The organism is Chelativorans salis (genome assembly GCF_025336525.1).
GTDB lineage: Bacteria > Pseudomonadota > Alphaproteobacteria > Rhizobiales > Rhizobiaceae > Chelativorans > Chelativorans salis.
Genome location: NZ_JAOCZP010000001.1, coordinates 78,213 through 96,741, shown reverse-complemented (window position 1 = coordinate 96,741; position 18,529 = coordinate 78,213). Strand labels below are relative to the sequence as shown.

Here is an 18,529-nt window from a genome sequence, read left to right as displayed (position 1 = left end):
CTGCACTGCAACATAGTCAGCGGACAACTTAGACAAGGGCTAGGAACATATGCCGGCACCGCTTACGCATCTTCAGCGCCTGGAGGCCGAGTCGATCCACATAATGCGTGAGGTCGCGGCGAGTTTTTCCAAACCGGTGATGCTTTATTCGATCGGCAAGGACTCCTCGGTTCTCCTTCATCTGGCGATGAAGGCGTTCTATCCGGCCAAACCGCCATTCCCCTTCCTCCATGTGGATACCACCTGGAAGTTCCGCGAGATGATCGCCTTCCGCGACCGCATGGCGGCCGAACTCGGCTTCGATCTCCTTGTGCATATCAATGAAGAGGGCGTGCGCGACGGCATCAACCCGTTTGACCACGGTTCGAACGTGCATACCCATGTGATGAAGACCGTGGCGCTGCGCCAGGCGCTCGACACATACGGCTTCGACGCCGCCTTCGGCGGTGCCCGCCGAGACGAGGAGAAGAGCCGCGCCAAGGAACGCATCTTCTCCTTCCGCACGGCTTCCCACAGCTGGGACCCGAAAAACCAGCGCCCGGAGATGTGGAAGATCTACAACACGCGCATCTCCCAGGGCGAGTCGATCCGCGTCTTTCCGCTTTCCAACTGGACCGAGCTCGACATCTGGCAATACATCCTGCAGGAGAACATCCCCATCGTGCCGCTCTATTTTGCCAAAAAGCGGCCGGTGGTCGACCGTGGCGGTATGACGATCCTGGTGGATGACGATCGGCTGAAGTTGCAGCCTGACGAAAAAATTGAAGAACGCAAGGTACGTTTCCGCACGCTCGGCTGCTATCCGTTGACCGGAGCGATCGACTCCGACGCCGATACCCTAGAAGAGATTGTCGCTGAGATGCTGACAGCGCGCACCTCCGAACGCCAGGGCCGGCTTATCGACCGCGACGAAACGGGGTCGATGGAGAAGAAGAAGCGGGAAGGATATTTCTGATGCTGAAGGTGGACGATTCCGCGCTTCCCGAGACCGAGGTCACCGACATCCGCAGCTATCTGGCGAGCCAGGAGAACAAGACGCTCCTGCGCTTCCTCACCTGCGGCTCCGTCGACGACGGCAAGTCGACGCTGATCGGCCGGTTGCTTTATGATACTAAACTGATTTTCGAAGATCAGCTCGCAACCCTCGAACAAGACTCGAGAAAGCACGGCACCACAGGCGACGATATCGACTTCGCCCTTCTGGTCGATGGTCTGGAGGAAGAGCGCCAGCAGGGCATCACCATCGATGTCGCCTACCGCTTCTTCTCCACGCCGAAGCGCAAGTTCATCGTCGCCGACACGCCGGGCCACGAGCAGTACACGCGCAACATGGCCACCGGCGCCTCCAGCGCCGATCTGGCGGTGGTGCTGGTAGACGCCCGCCAAGGCGTGCTGGCGCAGACGCGCCGCCACTCCATCATCGCCTCGCTTCTCGGCATCCGCCACATCGTGTTGGCAGTGAACAAGATCGATCTCGTCGGCTTCGACGAGGAGGTCTTCAAGCGGATCGTGATGGAGTACACGGCCTTCGCCAAGGATCTTGGCTTTGCCTCCATCGTGCCCATTCCGATGTCGGCGCGCTACGGCGACAACGTCACACGGGCGTCCGACAATACGCCCTGGTACACCGGTCCCTCTCTCATCGATCATCTGGAGACGGTGGATGTCGAGGGCGATGCGGCCGAGCGCCCGTTTCGCTTTCCGGTGCAGTATGTGAACCGGCCGAACCACGAGTTCCGCGGCTTTGCGGGAACGGTGGCTTCCGGCTCCATCGCCGTCGGCGACGACGTGGTGGTGGCCAAGTCGGACAAGCGTTCGCGCGTCAAGCGCATCGCTACCTATGACGGCGACCGGGAGAGTGCCTTCGAGGGCGAGGCGGTGACGCTGCTGCTCGACGACGAGATCGAGGTCTCGCGCGGCAACATGCTGGTGGCGCCCGATGCCCGCCCGCACGTGGCCGACCAGCTCGCGGCCAACGTCGTGTGGTTCGACGAGCATCCGCTGCTTCCCGGCCGCATGTACCTCTTACGGACGGAGACGGACCAGGTGAACGCCACCGTCAGCCACCTGAAGCACCGCACCAATGTCAACAATTTCGCCCACGAGGCGGCGAAGAGCCTTGAACTGAACGAGGTCGGCGTCTGCAATTTCTCGCTCCAGGCGCCGATTGCCTTCGATTCTTTCGAGGAAAACCGCACCACCGGCGCCTTCGTGCTGATCGACCGTCTGACCAACGCCACCGTCGGCGCCGGCATGATCCTGCATCCCTTGCGCCGCGCGGCCAACATCCACTGGCAGGCACTGGACGTGACCAAGACCTCGCGGGCTGAACTGAAGCACCAGAAGCCCGCGATCCTGTGGTTCACCGGCCTTTCGGGCTCCGGCAAGTCGACCATCGCCAATCTTCTGGAGAAGAAGCTGCACGCGGCTGGCCGCCACACCTATATCCTTGACGGCGACAATGTGCGCCACGGGCTCAACCGCGATCTTGGCTTCACCGAAGAGGACCGGGTAGAGAACATCCGCCGCGTGGGCGAAGTGGCGCGCCTGATGACCGAGGCGGGGTTGATCGTGCTCGTTTCCTTCATCTCGCCCTTCCGGGCCGAGCGCCGCATGGCACGCGACATGATGGAGGAAGGCGAGTTCATCGAGGTCTTCGTCGACACACCTTTCGAGGAGTGCGCCAAGCGCGACCCGAAGGGGCTCTATGCTCGCGCGCTCAAGGGCGAGATCAAGAACTTCACCGGCGTCGATTCACCCTACGAGGTGCCGGAACTGGCGGACGTTCACCTGCCCACGATGGGCCGCTCGCCGGAAGACCTCGTGGACGAATTGGAAACCTGGCTTAAGGAGCGCGGCTATTGCTGAGCGGAGAGGCAACGCAGCTGCTGGACGACGAAGCAGCCCTTCTGACGCTGTTCGAGGATCTCGCGCTCGCCGCCGGGCGGGCGATCATGGAGCACTACGAGACCGGCGTCAGTGTCGAGGAGAAGGCTGATGCCTCTCCGGTGACCGAAGCCGACCGTGCCGCAGAGCGCATTATCCTTACAGGCCTGCGTGCCACGCTTGCCGGCGCGCCTTGCGTGTCGGAGGAGGAAGCCTCCGGCGGTGTCCTGCCGGTTTGCGGCGACGACGGCTTTTTGCTGGTGGACCCCCTAGACGGCACGCGCGAGTTCATCGGCCGCCGGCCCGACTTCACGGTCAACATTGCCCTGGTGAGAGAGGGAACGCCGGTGGCGGGCGTCGTCTATGCGCCGGCGCGCGGCGTCCTTTATTCCGGGCGCCCCGGAGCCGCCTTCGAGGTTGAGACCCGCGACGGCAAGTCCATCGCCGGCCGCCGCGAGATCAGCGCGCGTCCGGCGCACACACCGCCGGCGATTGTCGCCAGCCGCTCCCATTCGACGCCGGAGACGGAAGCCTTCATCGCGCGCTATCCGGGGGCGGAGACGGTTTCGGTCGGCTCGTCGCTGAAATTCTGCATGCTGGCCCGCGGCGATGCGGATCTCTACCCGCGCTTCGGCCGTACGATGCAGTGGGACACGGCGGCCGGTGATGCCGTGCTGCGGGCGGCGGGCGGGCGCACGCTGACGCTGGACGGCACGCTGTTCACATATGGCCCGAAAGGCGGGGAGGGGCTGGAGGCGTTTGCCAATCCGTTCTTTATCGCCGAGGGGCGGGCGGCCGAGTAAGGCGTCCACGCCCCCCTCTGGGCTGCCGCCTCAGGACGGGCGCCTGCTATGCCCTTCAAAGCTCCTCCCGCCACGGCGGGTTGGCGCCCGCACGCGAAACCGTTACCGCCGCGACGCGGGCGGCGAAGGTAAGCGCCTCGCGCACCACATCCTCGCGCAGCTTCGCAACGCTTTCCTTGTTCAGACAGCCCGCTTCGCGCAAGGCGGCGAGGACGCCGGCGTTGAAGGCATCGCCCGCACCCACAGTGTCGACCACCGAAACGCGCACCGCCTCCATCGCCACAGTCCCGCCGTCCCAAAAGGCGACCGCCCCTTTGGCGCCGCTTGTCACGATGACGAGCTTCGTGCCCGCCTGAAGCAGGCCGTGCGCCGCCTGTTCGTGCGAAGAGGCCTCGCCGAACCAGGCGAGGTCCTCTTCCGAAATCTTCACGATATCCGCCATCTCCATCATGCGCCGCATGCGCGCCTTGTGGACCTCGGCGTCCTTGATGAAGACTGGCCTTATGTTGGGGTCCAGCATGGTGACGCGGGCGGGCCTCTCGCGCGCCATCAGGGTCTCGTAGGTGGCGCCGCAAGGCTCGGTCGCGAGGCTGATACCGCCGAAAAGAAGCGCCTCCACATCGTCTTTCAGTCGCGGTAGGTCCGCTTCGGTGAGCATGCGGCCGGCCGAGTTCTCATCGTAGAAGAAGTAGCTCGCCTGGCCCTCGCTGAGGCTGACGAAGGCAAGCGTGGTGGGAAGGCTGGAGATTTTTGCATAGGCGAGATCGACGCGGCTCTCGCGCAGTGCCTCCTGCAGCCGGGCGCCGAACAGATCGTTGGAGAGGCCCGAGAAGAACGACACCGGCGCGCCGAGCCGTCCGAGCGCCAGGGCGCTGTTGAAGACCGAGCCGCCGGCATGGGGAGCGAAGGCGCTTTCGCCGTCAGTCGTCTGACGCGGCAGCATGTCGATCAGCGCTTCGCCGCAGCAAAGGATCATCGTCGTTCCTCCCATGGAATGCGAAAAGGAATGTGGGTCATATGGCAGATTGCGCGCCGACGAGGAAGCGCTCGGCGAGCGGCAGGCTGGCGCCGCCAAGCGCCCGGGCATGGCGTCCCACCGTTCCCTCGCGCACGGTGGGCAGCGTCAGGCCTTCCGAATCGAGCGTGGAGAGATGACGCGCCGTGCGCGTCACGATCTTGGCGCGTACGGAAAGCGGCAGCCAGCCGTCGATCACGGCGGCCTGGAAGTCGATGATGGCGGAGGCGGCAAGGATGGCGTGCGCGAGGCCCTCCGCGGTGCCGTCCACCCAGCGTTCCAGGTCATCGCCCAGATCGCCCCAATCATCCGGCGAGGTCCACAGATGCGTGGCGTCCTCTCCGCGCGCTACAATCGCCTTTTCAAGCACGCTGATGGAGGCGACGTCGATGAGCTGCCGCGTCCTACCGTCGGGACCGGGCACGGGCATGGAGCCCAATGCCCCGGCGTTTCCCGTACGCCCGGTGAAAAGCCGCCCGTCGAGGGCGATGCCGCCGCCGACGAAGGCGCCGACATAGAAATAGATGAAGTCGTCGCGGGTCGGTGGATTGCCGAAGACGAGCTCCGCCCCACAGGCCGACGTGGCATCGTTCTGCAGATAGACGGGGAAGGGGCAGCGCTCGGAGAAAGCAGCACGGATATCCGTGTGTCGCCAGCCATCCATGGCACCTGGTGGCGCGCCGGCGGCGTCGGCCCAACTCCACAATTCAAAAGGCATGGCGATGCCGAGGCCGGCGACGCGCTCCCAGGTGCGCTGGTCGGCGCTCGCGGCGACCTCCGCGAGATCCTCGGTGACGAAGCGGATCGTCTCCTCCGGCGTTGGATAGGGGTAGGAATGCTGGCGCATGCGGCGGATCGTGCCGCGAAAGTCAATCAGCGCAAGCTCCGAGCTGCGCCGGCCGATCTTCAGCCCCAGGAAGAAGGCGCCGTCCGGATTGAGGCTCATGGGGATGGAGGGTTGGCCGACCTTGCCGCGCTGCGGACTGCCGCGGACCAGGAGCGCATCGGCCTCCAGCCCGCGCATGATGACGGAGACGGTCTGCGCGGAAAGCCCCGTCATGCGGGCGATTTCGGTCTTGGCGAGGCTGCCGTGCTGGCGCAGGAGCGACAGCACCAGGCGCTCGTTATAGTCGCGCATGCCGCTCTGGTTTGTTCCCAGGTTCGGGCGCGATGTTCGCGTGCCGTCGTTCTCCCTCGCAAAACCGCTTTCCAAGCCCGTCCCCTTCCTCCCAGTGCGCTTTTTGGGCGCACAATGCGGCGCCGCAAGCGCTGAGTCAATAAATAAATAAACATGATTTATCTATTGACAGGCAGTCCCGCCTTCTGTTTTCTGGTCGTCACGTGATCGGCCGCCATAGGATCGACACGTGTTCGTGGCGTCGTCAGGCGCCAATTCGCTTCTCGGGAGGATACCGTGACCAAACACGCGCTATTGAAGTCCACCGCGCTCGCCCTTGCCGGCGCCGGCTTTCTCGGCCTTGCACAGCCCGCCGCCGCTCAGGATGTGGGCGCATGCCTGATTACCAAGACCGACATCAACCCCTTCTTCGTGAAGATGAAGGAGGGCGCCACCGCCAAGGCGGAGGAACTGGGCATTTCGCTTTCCACCTTCGCCGGTAAGGTCGACGGCGACCATGAGACCCAGGTCCAGGCGGTCGAGACCTGCATCGCCTCGGGCGCCAAGGGCATCCTGATTACGGCCTCCGACACCAAGGCCATGGTGCCGGTGGTCAAGAAGGCGCGTGACGCCGGCGTTCTGGTGATCGCGCTCGACACGCCGCTGGAGCCCATCGACGCGGCCGACGCCACGTTCGCCACGGATAATTTCAAGGCCGGCGAGCTGATCGGCCAGTGGGCCGCGGCGACGTTGGGCGATGCGGCGGCGGACGCCAAGATTGCCATGCTCGACCTGACGCCCAGCCAGCCCTCGGTGGACGTGCTGCGCGACCAGGGCTTCATGACCGGCTTCGGCATCGACACCAAGGACGCCGACCGCATCGGCGATGAGGACGACCCGCGCATCGTCGGCCACGACGTGACCAACGGCAACGAGGAGGGCGGCCGCAAGGCCATGGAAAACCTTCTCCAGCGCGACCCGGACATCAACGTCGTCTACACCATCAACGAACCCGCCGCCGCCGGCGCCTACGAAGCCTTGCAGTCCTTCGGCAAGACCGAGGGCGTGCTCGTCGTTTCCATCGACGGCGGCTGCCCGGGCGTGCAGAACGTCAAGGAAGGCATCATCGGCGCCACATCGCAGCAATATCCGCTGCTCATGGCTTCGATGGGCATCGAGGCGATCGCCAAGTTCGCCGAGACCGGCGAAAAGCCGGAGCCGACACCAGGCCTCGACTTCTTCGACACCGGCGTGACGCTGATCACCGACCAGCCGGTGGAAGGCGTGGAGTCGATCGGCTCCGACGAAGGTCTCGAGCGCTGCTGGGGCTAGCCGTTCCCATGCGCCTGTAGGGACGGGGGCATGCGGAGCGGCCGCTGGGCCGCTCCGCGACGTTCTTGTTTGACGGCAATGCTTTTTCTCCTCACGATGAGTGCAAAACGATGGGAGGATCGACGATGAGCGAGGCGGGCGGCGCCGCGCGCAGAGGACAGGAGTTCGAGGACGGGCTGGAGAAGGGCGACGCCAGCGTCGCCGCCTTCGAAAGCCACGAAAAGACAATCCTCGACCGGCTGCAGCATTTCCTGCACGGCAATCCGACGATGGTGCCGGTGATCGTGCTCCTGCTGAGCATCGCCGTCTTCGGCTTTGTCGCCGGCGGCAACTTCTTCAGCGCCTTCAACCTGTCGCTCGTCATGCAGCAGGTCTCCATCATCGGCATCCTTGCCGCCGCCCAGAGCCTGGTGATCCTCACCGCCGGCATCGACCTTTCGGTCGGCGCAAGCATGGTTCTGGTCTCCGTCATCATGGGCAATCTGGCGGTCAAGATGGGGCTCCCCGCGCCACTGGCCATCGGCGTGGGCTTCCTGTGCGGCATGCTGGCGGGAACGCTCAATGGCTTTCTCGTCACGCGGGTGAAGCTGCCGCCCTTCATCGTCACGCTGGGCACGTGGAACATCTTCTTCGCGCTCAATCTGTGGCTATCCGGCGCCCAGTCGATCCGCAGCCAGGACATCGACGCCACGGCCCCCTTGCTGAAATGGTTCGGCGAGAGCATCCGCATCGGCGGCGCCCAGTTCACCTATGGCTCCATCCTGATGGTGCTCATCTTCGCGGTGCTCTGGTATGTCCTGAACCGCACGGCCTGGGGCAGGCATGTCTATGCGGTGGGTGACGACAAGGAAGCGGCGGAGCTTTCCGGCATCCGCACAAACCGCACGCTGGTGCAGGTCTACGCCGTCGCCGGCCTCGTCTGCGCCATCGGCGCCTGGGCCTCGATCGGCCGCGTCGGCTCGGTCTCGCCGCAGAGCTTCCAGGAGGCCAACCTGCAATCCATCACCGCCGTGGTGATCGGTGGCATCTCGCTGTTCGGCGGGCGCGGCTCCATCGTCGGCCCTCTCGTTGGCGCTCTCATCGTTGGCGTTTTCAACTCCGGCCTCAGGCTCGCCGGCGTCGATGTCTTGTGGCAGGTCTTCGCCATCGGCTGGCTGACGATCATCGCCGTGGCGCTGGACCAGTGGATCAGAAAGGTGTCGGCATGAGCACCGAACCCGTCCTCACCGCGCGCGGCCTCGTTAAGCACTATGGTCGCGTGGTGGCCCTCAACCAGGCTGATTTCGATCTTTACCCCGGCGAGATCCTCGCCGTTATCGGTGACAACGGCGCCGGCAAGTCGACCCTTATCAAGGCCATCTCCGGTGCCATACATCCCGACGAGGGCGAGATCCGGCTGGACGGCAAGCCCGTCCACTTCCGCTCGCCGCTGGAGGCGCGGGAGGCCGGCATCGAGACCGTCTACCAGACGCTGGCGCTGTCGCCGGCTCTATCTATCGCCGACAACATGTTCTTGGGCCGCGAGATGCGCAAACCGGGCTTCATGGGGCGCTGGTTCCGCTCGCTCGACCGCGAGGCGATGGAGCGCATCGCCCGCGAGAAGCTCTCCGATCTCGGCCTGATGACCATCCAGAACATCGGCCAGGCGGTGGAGACGCTGTCGGGCGGCCAGCGCCAGGGCGTGGCGGTGGCGCGCGCCGCCGCCTTCGGCTCCAAGGTCATCATCATGGACGAGCCGACTGCTGCGCTGGGTGTCAAGGAATCGCGCCGCGTGCTCGACCTGATCCAGGACGTACGCTCGCGCGGAATGCCCATCGTGCTCATCTCGCACAACATGCCGCACGTTTTTGAGGTGGCCGACCGCATCCACGTGCACCGGCTGGGCAGGCGCCTGTGCGTGATCGATCCGAAGGACTACACGATGTCGGATGCCGTGGCCTTCATGACGGGGGCCAAGGAGCCGCCGGCGGAGGCACTGGCGGCTTGAGCCTTTCCCTCCCCCTTGCGGGGAGGGTGCCGAGCGAAGCGAGGCGGGTGGGGGGCAGGCGGCCGCGCGTCGGCGTTTGCGAATGAAGCGTCGGCACGCGGCCTTGGCGACCCCCCCCACCCGACCCCGCGGCAAGCCGGCAGGCCCACCCTCCCCGCAAGGGGGGAGGGAAGGGTGCCTACTCTCCCCGCGCCAACTCCTGCGACACCAATTCCCTGAGCCGGCCGGCGAGCGGCGACAGTCGCCGGCTTCTGAGCGACAAGAGGTGGTAGGGAGCCACGACGATCGGCTCGTGGATCGGCAGTACCGCGAGCCCGAGCCCGCCCCCATTGCTGCGAAGCAGCTCCGAGACCTCTCGTGACAGGGGGGCGATGGCGTCGGACGTCACCAGGAGCGCGATCATGGCGAGCAGCGACGTTGTATTGATGATGTTGCGGGGCAGGACAGCGCCCGTCTCCAGGAAAGCGTTCTCCACCGCCACCCGCACCGGCGCGCCTGCCGATTGCATGACCCATTCGAAGCCGCCGAGATCGGCGATAGAGCCTGTGTTGGTGCCGGCGAGCGGATGGTCCTTGCGCACGACGAGGTCGACCGTCTCGATACGGCCGCGGGCGATGATGAAGTCGCGCGGGTCGTAAGGCGGGGGCACGCGGCCCAGTACGAAATCGAAATGGCCGGCCAGAAGATCACGGATGAGCGCTTCGCTCGGCGCTACGTCGATATGCACGTCGGCGTTGGGTGAGACGGCTTTCAGCTTCTGGATGGCCGGCATAACGTAGCCCACCGCCGCGCCGGTGACGGCGCCGACGCGCACGCGCCCGCCCTTGCCGACCTTGTACTCGTCGACCTCGAGCATGGTCTCGCGCAGCTCCGTCAACAGCGTGTCGGCATGGCGGATGATCATGCGGCCGACCTCAGTCGCGCTCATGCCCCGGGCATGCCGCTCGAACAGCGGCGCACCGACGATCGTCTCGATCTGTGTCAGCATGCGCGAGGCGGCCGGCTGGGTCATGGAAAGGGAGGCCGCGGCAGGGCTGAGTTGCCCATGCTCGGCGATTGCCGCAATCAGACGGAAATGGCTGAGCTTCAGCCGAAAAGGGGAATCGGAGACCATGGGAAAAGATATACCATCTGCGCTATGAAGATGAACAAAAAATGCATTTGATTGGTATAATCCTCCTCTCATAGTTTGGCGCCCGGATCAGGGGATCCGCTCGTTCTTGAACAACGCCATCGGGTGCGGTCAGATGCGGGTGCATTGGGCCGGGCCCTTTGGTCATGGGAGGAATTCAATGAGAAAAATTACATCCGTCTTCGCCTCGCTTGCGCTCGGGGCGACCCTCTTCGCGGGCGCCGCAGAGGCGCAGGACAAGGGGTATGTCGGTATCGCCATGCCGACCAAGTCTTCGGCGCGCTGGATCTCCGACGGCGGCTCGATGGTCGAGCAGTTCGAGGCGGCCGGCTACACCACCGACCTGCAATACGCCGAGGACGACATCCCGAACCAGCTCGCCCAGATCGAGAACATGATCACCAAGGGCGTGAATGTGCTGGTGATTGCCGCCATCGACGGCACCACGCTTTCCAATGCGTTGGAAAACGCCGCCGCCGCCGACATCAAGGTCATCGCCTATGATCGCCTGATCCGCGACAGCGAGCATGTCGACTACTACGCCACCTTCGACAACTTCAAGGTCGGCGTGCAGCAGGCAACCTCGCTGGTGGAAGGTCTGAAGGAGCGCTTCCCCGACGAGAAGCCCTGGAATGTCGAATTGTTCGGCGGCTCGCCCGACGACAACAATGCCTACTTCTTCTACAATGGCGGCATGTCCGTGCTGCAGCCGTTGATCGATTCCGGTGACATTGTCGTTGCCTCCGGCCAGGAAGGCATGGATACCGTCGGCACGCTGCGCTGGGACGGCGCGGTGGCGCAGTCGCGCATGGACAACCTTCTGTCCGCCCACTACACGGACAAGCAGGTGCACGGCGTGCTTTCCCCTTATGACGGCCTGTCGATCGGCATCCTGTCCTCGCTGAAGGGCGTGGGCTACGGCTCCGGCGATCTCAAGATGCCCATCGTAACGGGCCAGGACGCCGAAATCCCCTCCGTCAAGTCTATCCTCGCTGGTGAGCAATACTCCACCATCTTCAAGGACACCCGCGAGCTTGCCCGCGTGACCGTCGGCATGGTGGATGCGCTGCTGCAGGGCGGCGAGCCGGAGATCAACGACACGGAGACCTATGACAACGGCGTCAAGGTCGTGCCGTCCTACCTGCTCGAGCCGGTTCTGGTCGACGCCGACAACTGGGAGAAGGCTCTGCTCGGTTCCGGTTACTACACCGAAGACCAGGTAAAGTAAGAACAAGACGAGAAGAACGGCCCGCCCGTTCGCGCGGGCGGGCCACCTTGATGAAGAACATTCACATGCAACCGATTTTGGAGATGCACGGCATCACCAAGAGCTTTCCCGGTGTGAAGGCTCTGGACGACGTGAACCTGACGGTGGCGCGCGGCGAAATCCACGCGCTGGTGGGCGAGAATGGCGCCGGCAAGTCCACGCTGATGAAGGTGCTGAGCGGGGTCTATCCGCACGGCTCCTATGACGGCGACATTGTCTTTGAAGGCAAGCCCGTCGCCTTTTCCGGCATCTCGGACAGCGAACGCGACGGCATCATCATCATCCACCAGGAGCTGGCGCTCGTGCCGCTCCTGTCGATCGCGGAGAACATCTTTCTCGGCAGCGAGATCGCCAGGGGCGGTGTCGTCGACTGGCCGGAGACCAATGCACGCACCGAGACGCTCCTGAAGACGGTGGGCCTCAGGGAAAAACCCGTCACGCGTGTCGACACGCTGGGGGTGGGCAAGCAGCAGCTCGTGGAGATCGCCAAGGCGCTGTCCAAGAAGGTGAAGCTCCTGATCCTCGACGAGCCGACGGCGGCTTTGCAAGAGAACGATAGCCAGAAGCTGCTCGACCTGCTGCTCGAACTGAAAGCGGAAGGCATCTCCTCCGTCCTGATTTCGCACAAGCTCAACGAGGTCAGCCGCGTCGCCGATTCCATCACCGTGCTGCGTGACGGCAAGACCGTCTCCACGCTCGACTGCCATTCCGAAAAGATCAGCGAAGAGCGCATCATCCGCGACATGGTGGGCCGCGACATGGCGCATCGCTATCCCGAGCGCACGCCGGAGATCGGCGAGACGCTGCTTGAAGTGAGCGACTGGAACGTCTGGCACCCCCTGCATACGGAGCGCCAGGTGATCCGCGGCGCCTCCTTCCGGGTGGCAGCGGGCGAGGTGGTGGGCATCGCCGGCCTGATGGGCTCCGGCCGCACAGAGCTTGCCATGAGCCTGTTCGGCAAGAGCTACGGCCGCAACATCTCCGGCACGGTGAAGCTGCGCGGCAAGGAGATCGACGTCTCCACCGTCGGCCGCGCCGTCGCCAACGGGCTCGCCTACGTCACCGAGGACCGCAAGGCGCTAGGCCTCGTTCTGGAAGAGGACGTCATGCGCAACACCACGCTCGCCAATCTGGCGCGGGTGTCGAAGAACGGCGTCATCAACAATGCCGAGGAGCGCCAGGTGGCCGAGCGCTACCGCAAGGCCCTCGGCGTGCGCACGCCGAGCGTGTTCCAGAAGGTGATGAACCTTTCGGGCGGCAACCAGCAGAAGGTTGTGTTGAGCAAGTGGCTGTTCACGGAGCCGGACGTGCTCGTCCTCGACGAGCCGACACGCGGTATCGATGTCGGCGCGAAGTTCGAAATCTATACCATCATCAACGAGCTTGCGGGGCAGGGGAAGGGGGTCGTCATGATCTCTTCCGAAATGCCGGAACTGCTCGGCATGTGCGACCGCATCTACGTCATGAACGAGGGTGCGATCGCCGGCGAGCTCAAGGGTAGTGAAGCGAACCAGGAAAAGATCATGTCGATGATCGTGAGGTCCTAGGAAATGACTGAAGTCTCAGCGCGCGAAAGAGAAACGGCGGCGGAAGGCGCGGTCGTCTCCATCGGCAGCCATCTGAAGAACCATTTGCGCGACTACGGCATGCTGCTGGCGCTGGTGGTCATCATGGCGTTCTTCCAGGTGGTCACGGACGGCACGTTGATGCGGCCGGTGAACCTCACCAACCTGGTCCTGCAGAACAGCTACATCGTCATCATGGCGCTGGGCATGCTGCTCGTCATCGTCGCCGGCCATATCGATCTCTCCGTTGGCTCGGTCGTCGGCTTTGTCGGCGCGGTGGCGGCGGTGATGCTCGTTCAATACGAGTTGCCGCCGCTGGTCGTCATCCCGGCCTGCCTCATCCTCGGCATGCTGATCGGCGCCGCCCAGGGCTACTGGATCGCCTATTGGCGCATCCCTTCCTTCATCGTCACGCTGGCCGGCATGCTGGTCTTCCGCGGGCTTACCCTCTGGGTGCTCCAGGGCCAGTCGGTTGGGCCGTTCCCGCGCTCTTTCCAGGGGCTGAGCACCGGCTTCGTTCCCGACCTCTTCGGCGTCGGACGCCCGAACGTGACGGCCATCCTCTTAGGCGCGGCGACGGCGGCCATCCTCGTCTTCATGGCCGTGCGCAATCGCCGGCGCCACATGAAATACGGCATCGAGGACGAACCCTTTGTCTTCTTCGCGGCGAAAAACGGCCTCATCGCCGCGGCGATCGTCTTCCTGTCCTACATGCTGGCGACTTATCGGGGATTCCCCAACGTGCTCATCACCATGGCGGTGCTGACGGCGGCTTATACGTTCCTCACCAACTCGACCACGGTCGGTCGTAGGATCTATGCGCTGGGCGGCAATGAGAAGGCGGCCAAGCTCTCGGGCATTCCGACCGAGCGGCTCACCTTCCTGACCTTCGCCAATATGGGCATGCTGGCGGCCCTTGCCGGCCTCATCTTCGCAGCTCGGCTCAACACCGCGACGCCCAAGGCGGGCGTGGCCTTCGAGCTTGACGTGATTGCCGCCGTCTTCATTGGCGGGGCATCCATGTCCGGCGGCGTCGGCAAGATCGTCGGAGCGGTGGTCGGCGCCTTCATCATGGGCGTGATGAACAACGGCATGTCCATTCTCGGCATCGGCATCGACTACCAGCAGGTCATCAAGGGCCTGGTGCTGCTCGCGGCGGTGATCTTCGATGTCTACAACAAGAACAAATCCACCTGACGAGGCAAACCATGCACCTTTCACAACTGAAGAAGGGCGGCGTTGTCTGCCGCCGGGGAGAGGACGCGCGGCTGGTCAACGGTGCGACGAGCACCTACGGCCTTGCGCAGGAAGCAATCGAGGCCGGGCAGAAGCTTGCGGCAATCATCGAGCGGCACGGGTTCGGCGAGGCGGTCGACCTGGAGAAGCTCGCCGCTGAAGGCGCACTCGACGTGCCTGTCCGCCATCCTGATCCCGCGCACATGTTCCTCACCGGCACCGGCCTTACCCATCTCGGCTCCGCCTCGGCGCGTGATGCCATGCACGCCGAGGCCGACACGGCGGGCATGACCGATTCCATGAAGATGTTCCGCATGGGTATCGAGGACGGCAAGCCAGAAGCGGGTAAGGAGGGCGTGCAGCCCGAATGGTTCTACAAGGGCACGGGTGTCGTGGCGGTGGCGCCCGGCGACCCGATCGCCTCGCCCGACTGCGCTCTCGATGGCGGCGAGGAGCCGGAAATCGCCGGCTTCTACCTGATTGGCAAGGACTGCCGCCCCTTCCGCGTCGGTTTCTCGCTCGCCAACGAGTTCTCCGACCACGTGACCGAGCGCATCAACTATCTCTACCTTGCCCATTCCAAGCTCCGCCCCGCCTCCTTCGGTCCGGAGCTTCTGGTGGGCGACCTGCCGGCCGACATCCGCGGCATGTCCCGCATTTATCGCGACGGCAAGGTGGTCTGGGAGAAGGAGTTCCTGTCCGGCGAGGACAACATGTCCCACACCATCGCCAATCTGGAGCATCATCACTTCAAGTATGGCCTCTTCTGCCAGCCAGGAGATCTGCACGTGCACATGTTCGGCACGGCGACGCTCTCCTTCGCCGATGGCATTTCCTGCGGCGAGGGGGATGTGTGGGAGATCTCTGCGCCGGATTTCGGCCTGCCGCTGAGAAACCCGCATGCGCGGGAGAAGAAACGCGATGCCAGGGTGACGGCGCTTTGAACCCTGCGACGCTTGCACATCTTTGCCGGAAAGGGCGCCCGTGTTCGCGGCCGGCAACTCCTCGCCCCCACGAAGTGGGGGAGAGGTGGCCCCGCGGAAGCGGGGTCGGTGAGGGGGGCGGCTCGGCGGCGACACTTGCGCAGTGCTGGCCACGGTTGATGCCTTATCGGATCGGTGCGGGAAGCAGGCAAAGGGACGGCGCCATCGCCCCCTCACCGAGCCGCTCCGCGGGCCACCTCTCCCCCACTTTGTGGGGGCGAGGAATCGCCGGCCGTAAGCTCCGGCACTTCCAACCCAACTTTCCCCCTCATGGCCGCCTTCAAGGAAGCGAACGCACATGAACGCATTCACCCCAAAGCCCTGGCCGCGCAAGCTGCGCTCCCGGGAGTGGTTCGGCGGCACCTCGCGCGACCACATCTACCACCGCTCCTGGATGAAGAACCAGGGCCTGCCGGCGGACCTCTTCGACGGCCGCCCGGTGATCGGCATCTGCAACACCTGGTCGCAGCTGACCCCCTGCAACGCGCATCTGCGCGACCTCGCCGAACGCGTGAAGCACGGCATTTATGAGGCGGGTGGGCTACCGCTGGAGTTTCCGGTCTTCTCCACCGGCGAAAGCGCGCTGCGGCCCTCGGCCATGATGTTCCGCAACCTCGCGGCCATGGATGTGGAGGAGGCGCTGCGCGGCAACCCGCTCGACGGCGTGGTGCTTCTAGCCGGCTGCGACAAGACCACGCCGGCCGTCCTCATGGGAGCCGCAAGCGCCGACCTGCCGGCCATCGTCGTCTCCGGCGGTCCGATGCTCAACGGCTGGTTCCGCGGCGAGCGTGTGGGCTCCGGCACGGCGCTCTGGCAGATGTCGGAGGCCATCAAGGCCGGCGCCATGAGCCACGAGGATTTCCTGGAGGCCGAGCAGGCGATGAGCCGCTCGCCCGGTTCCTGCAACACCATGGGCACGGCCTCCACCATGGCGTCGATGGCCGAGGCGCTCGGCATGGCGCTTTCCGGCAACGCCGCGATCCCTGCCGTCGACAGCCGTCGCCGCGTGATGGCGCATCTGTCGGGTCGGCGCATCGTCGAGATGGTCAAGGACGAGCTGAAGCCGTCGGACATCCTCACCCGCGAAGCTTTCGAGAACGCCATCCGCGTCAACGGCGCCATCGGCGGCTCGACCAATGCGGTCATCCACCTCCTGGCACTTGCCGGCCGTGTCGGCGTCAACCTGACGCTGGATGACTGGGACAGGCTCGGCCGCGATATCCCCACCATCGTCAACCTGATGCCGTCGGGCAAATATCTGATGGAAGAGTTCTTCTACGCCGGTGGGCTGCCGGTGGTGATCAAGATGCTGGGGGAGGGCGGCAAGCTGAACCGTGATGCGCTCACCGTCTCCGGCGGCTCCATGTGGGACGAGGTGAAGGACGTCCAGAACTGGAACGATGACGTCATCCGCCCAGTCGAACGTGCCCTGACGCCGCAAGGTGGCATCGCCGTCCTGCGCGGAAACCTGGCCCCTAGGGGCGCCGTTCTGAAGCCTTCCGCCGCCACGCCGCATCTCATGCAGCATCGGGGCCGTGCCGTCGTCTTCGAGGACATCGAAGACTACAAGGCGAAGATCAACGACGAGGCGCTGGACGTCGACGAGACCTGCATCCTGGTGCTGAAGAACTGCGGCCCGAGGGGCTATCCCGGCATGGCCGAGGTTGGCAATATGGGGCTGCCACCCAAGGTCTTGAGGAAGGGCATAAACGACATGGTGCGCATCTCCGATGCCCGCATGTCGGGAACCGCCTACGGCACCGTGGTGCTCCACACTTCGCCCGAAGCCGCCGCCGGCGGACCGCTCGCGGTGGTGCGGGACGGCGACATGATCGAGCTCGACGTGGCCGGTCGCCGCCTCCATCTTGACATCTCCGAGGAGGAGCTGGAGCGGCGGCTGGCCGACTGGAAACCGGCGGTGGAGCGGCCGGAGAGCGGCTATGCACAGCTCTTCCACGACCGCGTGCAGGGTGCCGATACGGGGGCGGATTTCGACTTCCTGAAGGGGTGCCGGGGGCATCAGGTGCCGAAGGATTCGCATTAAAGATCGCGGCAGTGGATGTGCATGCCTTCACCCTCGTCCTTCGACAGGTTCAAGATTAGGGTGAAGGCAAGGCGGCCGATACGCAAGCTGCGAAGCTGGGAGCTTGGCGCTGACACCAGCCCTCATGGTGAGCCTGTCGAACCACGAGGGCGGGATGCCGTACTCTGTTTCATTCAAAGCCATGTTCTGAACGAACAGGGAGATAGAATATGACCCCCACCAGGATCGCCGTCGTCGGTGTCGGCAAAATTGCGCGCGACCAGCATCTGCCCTCGATCGCCCGCTCCTCCGCCTTCGAGCTTGCCGCGGCCGTGAGCCGGCATGGCAGCGTGGACGGCGTCGATAACTTCACGGATATCGAAACCTTCCTCAAGGAGCGTCGGGACGTGCCGGCCGTTGCGCTCTGCGCACCGCCCATGCCGCGCTATGACATGGCGGTCTCCGCCCTGAAGGCAGGACGCCACGTGCTCCTGGAAAAGCCGCCCGGTACGACGGTGGGTGAGGTCGAGGCGCTGACAGAGCTGGCGCGGGAGCACGGCGTATCCCTCTTCGCCACCTGGCACTCGCGCTTCGCGCCTGCCGTCGAGCCGGCCCGGCAATGGCTTTTCGGCAAGACGATCCGCCACGTCGAGATCGTCTGGAAGGAGGACGTGCGGCGCTGGCATCCGGGCCAGGCGTGGATCTGGGAGGCCGGCGGCTTCGGCGTTTTCGATCCGGGCATCAATGCGCTTTCCATCCTGACGGCGATCGTGCCGTCGGTCTTCGTCACCGGTGCTTCGCTCGAGGTGCCGGAGAACCGCAAGATGCCCATCGGCGTCGAACTCTCCATGAAGAGCCTGGCAGGCTTCGATGTCGATGCAGTCTTCGACTGGCGCCAGGAGGGGCCGCAGACCTGGGAGATCCGGATCGACACCGACGCGGGCGCGCTGGTGCTTGCCGATGGCGGCAGCCGGATGTCGGTCGACGGAGAGGCCCGCCCGGATGGGCTGGAGGCCGAATATGACGGCATCTACGAGCGTTTCGCTGCGCTCATGAAGGCGGGAAAGAGCGATGTCGACATCGCGCCCTTGAAACTCGTCGCGGATGCATTTCTTGTCGGCCGGCAGGTCGACGTGGAGCCCTTTCACGAATAGATAGGGGCTCTCGCCAGTACTCTTTCAAA

At 64.6% G+C, this 18,529-nt stretch carries 15 protein-coding genes; 12 read left to right on the top strand and 3 right to left on the bottom strand.

Annotation, left to right across the window (positions count from 1 at the left end; translation table 11 throughout):
• Positions 1 to 49: 49 nt before the first annotated feature.
• Genes cysD through cysQ form a run of 3 tightly spaced genes read left to right on the top strand, consistent with a single transcriptional unit; the run spans position 50 to position 3,689 of the window.
• Complete coding sequence (gene cysD / locus N5A92_RS00485) at positions 50 to 955, top strand: sulfate adenylyltransferase subunit CysD (protein ID WP_260899843.1); 906 nt, start codon at positions 50 to 52, stop codon at positions 953 to 955.
• Entirely contained in the window at positions 955 to 2,868 is a 1,914-nt protein-coding gene (gene cysN / locus N5A92_RS00480; RefSeq protein ID WP_260899842.1) for a sulfate adenylyltransferase subunit CysN, read from the top strand. The genes cysD and cysN overlap by 1 nt, the downstream gene beginning before the upstream one ends.
• On the top strand, positions 2,862 to 3,689 hold the full coding sequence (gene cysQ / locus N5A92_RS00475; RefSeq protein ID WP_260899841.1) for a 3'(2'),5'-bisphosphate nucleotidase CysQ: 828 nt from the start codon (positions 2,862 to 2,864) through the stop codon (positions 3,687 to 3,689). The genes cysN and cysQ overlap by 7 nt, the downstream gene beginning before the upstream one ends.
• 55 nt (positions 3,690 to 3,744) lie before the next feature.
• On the opposite strand, the gene N5A92_RS00470 is transcribed toward cysQ, so the two are convergent.
• Positions 3,745 to 4,665, bottom strand: coding sequence for a carbohydrate kinase family protein (locus N5A92_RS00470; protein ID WP_260899840.1), 921 nt, complete (start codon positions 4,663 to 4,665; stop codon positions 3,745 to 3,747).
• Positions 4,666 to 4,702: 37 nt separating this feature from the next.
• Entirely contained in the window at positions 4,703 to 5,917 is a 1,215-nt protein-coding gene (locus tag N5A92_RS00465) for an ROK family transcriptional regulator (protein WP_425248512.1), read from the bottom strand.
• Between the two features lie 219 nt (positions 5,918 to 6,136).
• Here N5A92_RS00465 and N5A92_RS00460 point away from each other — a divergent pair, with 219 nt between their 5' ends.
• The 3 genes from N5A92_RS00460 to N5A92_RS00450 all read left to right on the top strand — a co-directional run bounded on the left by N5A92_RS00460 (position 6,137) and on the right by N5A92_RS00450 (position 9,140).
• Positions 6,137 to 7,153 carry a sugar ABC transporter substrate-binding protein gene (locus tag N5A92_RS00460; protein WP_260900955.1) on the top strand — a complete coding sequence of 339 codons (1,017 nt, stop codon included), beginning with the start codon at positions 6,137 to 6,139 and terminating at the stop codon, positions 7,151 to 7,153.
• Between the two features lie 125 nt (positions 7,154 to 7,278).
• Positions 7,279 to 8,361, top strand: a complete 1,083-nt coding sequence (locus N5A92_RS00455; RefSeq protein WP_260899839.1) for an ABC transporter permease — start codon at positions 7,279 to 7,281, stop codon at positions 8,359 to 8,361.
• Positions 8,358 to 9,140: an ATP-binding cassette domain-containing protein gene (locus N5A92_RS00450; RefSeq protein ID WP_260899838.1), complete on the top strand. Its 783-nt coding sequence runs from the start codon at positions 8,358 to 8,360 to the stop codon at positions 9,138 to 9,140. Before N5A92_RS00455 ends, N5A92_RS00450 begins: the two co-directional genes overlap by 4 nt.
• A gap of 178 nt (positions 9,141 to 9,318) precedes the next feature.
• Here N5A92_RS00450 and N5A92_RS00445 read toward each other — a convergent pair whose 3' ends face one another.
• The gene (locus N5A92_RS00445; RefSeq protein WP_260899837.1) at positions 9,319 to 10,254 is read right to left on the bottom strand and encodes a LysR family transcriptional regulator; all 936 of its coding nucleotides are present in this window, start codon (positions 10,252 to 10,254) and stop codon (positions 9,319 to 9,321) included.
• Positions 10,255 to 10,432: 178 nt separating this feature from the next.
• Here N5A92_RS00445 and chvE point away from each other — a divergent pair, with 178 nt between their 5' ends.
• The 6 genes from chvE to N5A92_RS00415 all read left to right on the top strand — a co-directional run bounded on the left by chvE (position 10,433) and on the right by N5A92_RS00415 (position 18,500).
• Complete coding sequence (chvE, locus tag N5A92_RS00440; protein WP_260899836.1) at positions 10,433 to 11,500, top strand: multiple monosaccharide ABC transporter substrate-binding protein; 1,068 nt, start codon at positions 10,433 to 10,435, stop codon at positions 11,498 to 11,500.
• Positions 11,501 to 11,565: 65 nt separating this feature from the next.
• Positions 11,566 to 13,086: a multiple monosaccharide ABC transporter ATP-binding protein gene (mmsA, locus tag N5A92_RS00435; RefSeq protein ID WP_260899835.1), complete on the top strand. Its 1,521-nt coding sequence runs from the start codon at positions 11,566 to 11,568 to the stop codon at positions 13,084 to 13,086.
• 3 nt (positions 13,087 to 13,089) lie between these two features.
• Positions 13,090 to 14,301, top strand: a complete 1,212-nt coding sequence (gene mmsB, locus N5A92_RS00430; RefSeq protein ID WP_260899834.1) for a multiple monosaccharide ABC transporter permease — start codon at positions 13,090 to 13,092, stop codon at positions 14,299 to 14,301.
• 11 nt (positions 14,302 to 14,312) lie between these two features.
• Entirely contained in the window at positions 14,313 to 15,284 is a 972-nt protein-coding gene (gene araD1, locus N5A92_RS00425) for an AraD1 family protein (protein WP_260899833.1), read from the top strand.
• 337 nt (positions 15,285 to 15,621) lie between these two features.
• Positions 15,622 to 17,367, top strand: a complete 1,746-nt coding sequence (gene araD, locus N5A92_RS00420; RefSeq protein ID WP_260899832.1) for an L-arabinonate dehydratase — start codon at positions 15,622 to 15,624, stop codon at positions 17,365 to 17,367.
• A 209-nt stretch (positions 17,368 to 17,576) separates the two neighbouring features.
• Positions 17,577 to 18,500, top strand: coding sequence for a Gfo/Idh/MocA family protein (locus N5A92_RS00415; RefSeq protein ID WP_260899831.1), 924 nt, complete (start codon positions 17,577 to 17,579; stop codon positions 18,498 to 18,500).
• The last annotated feature ends 29 nt before the right edge of the window (positions 18,501 to 18,529 follow it).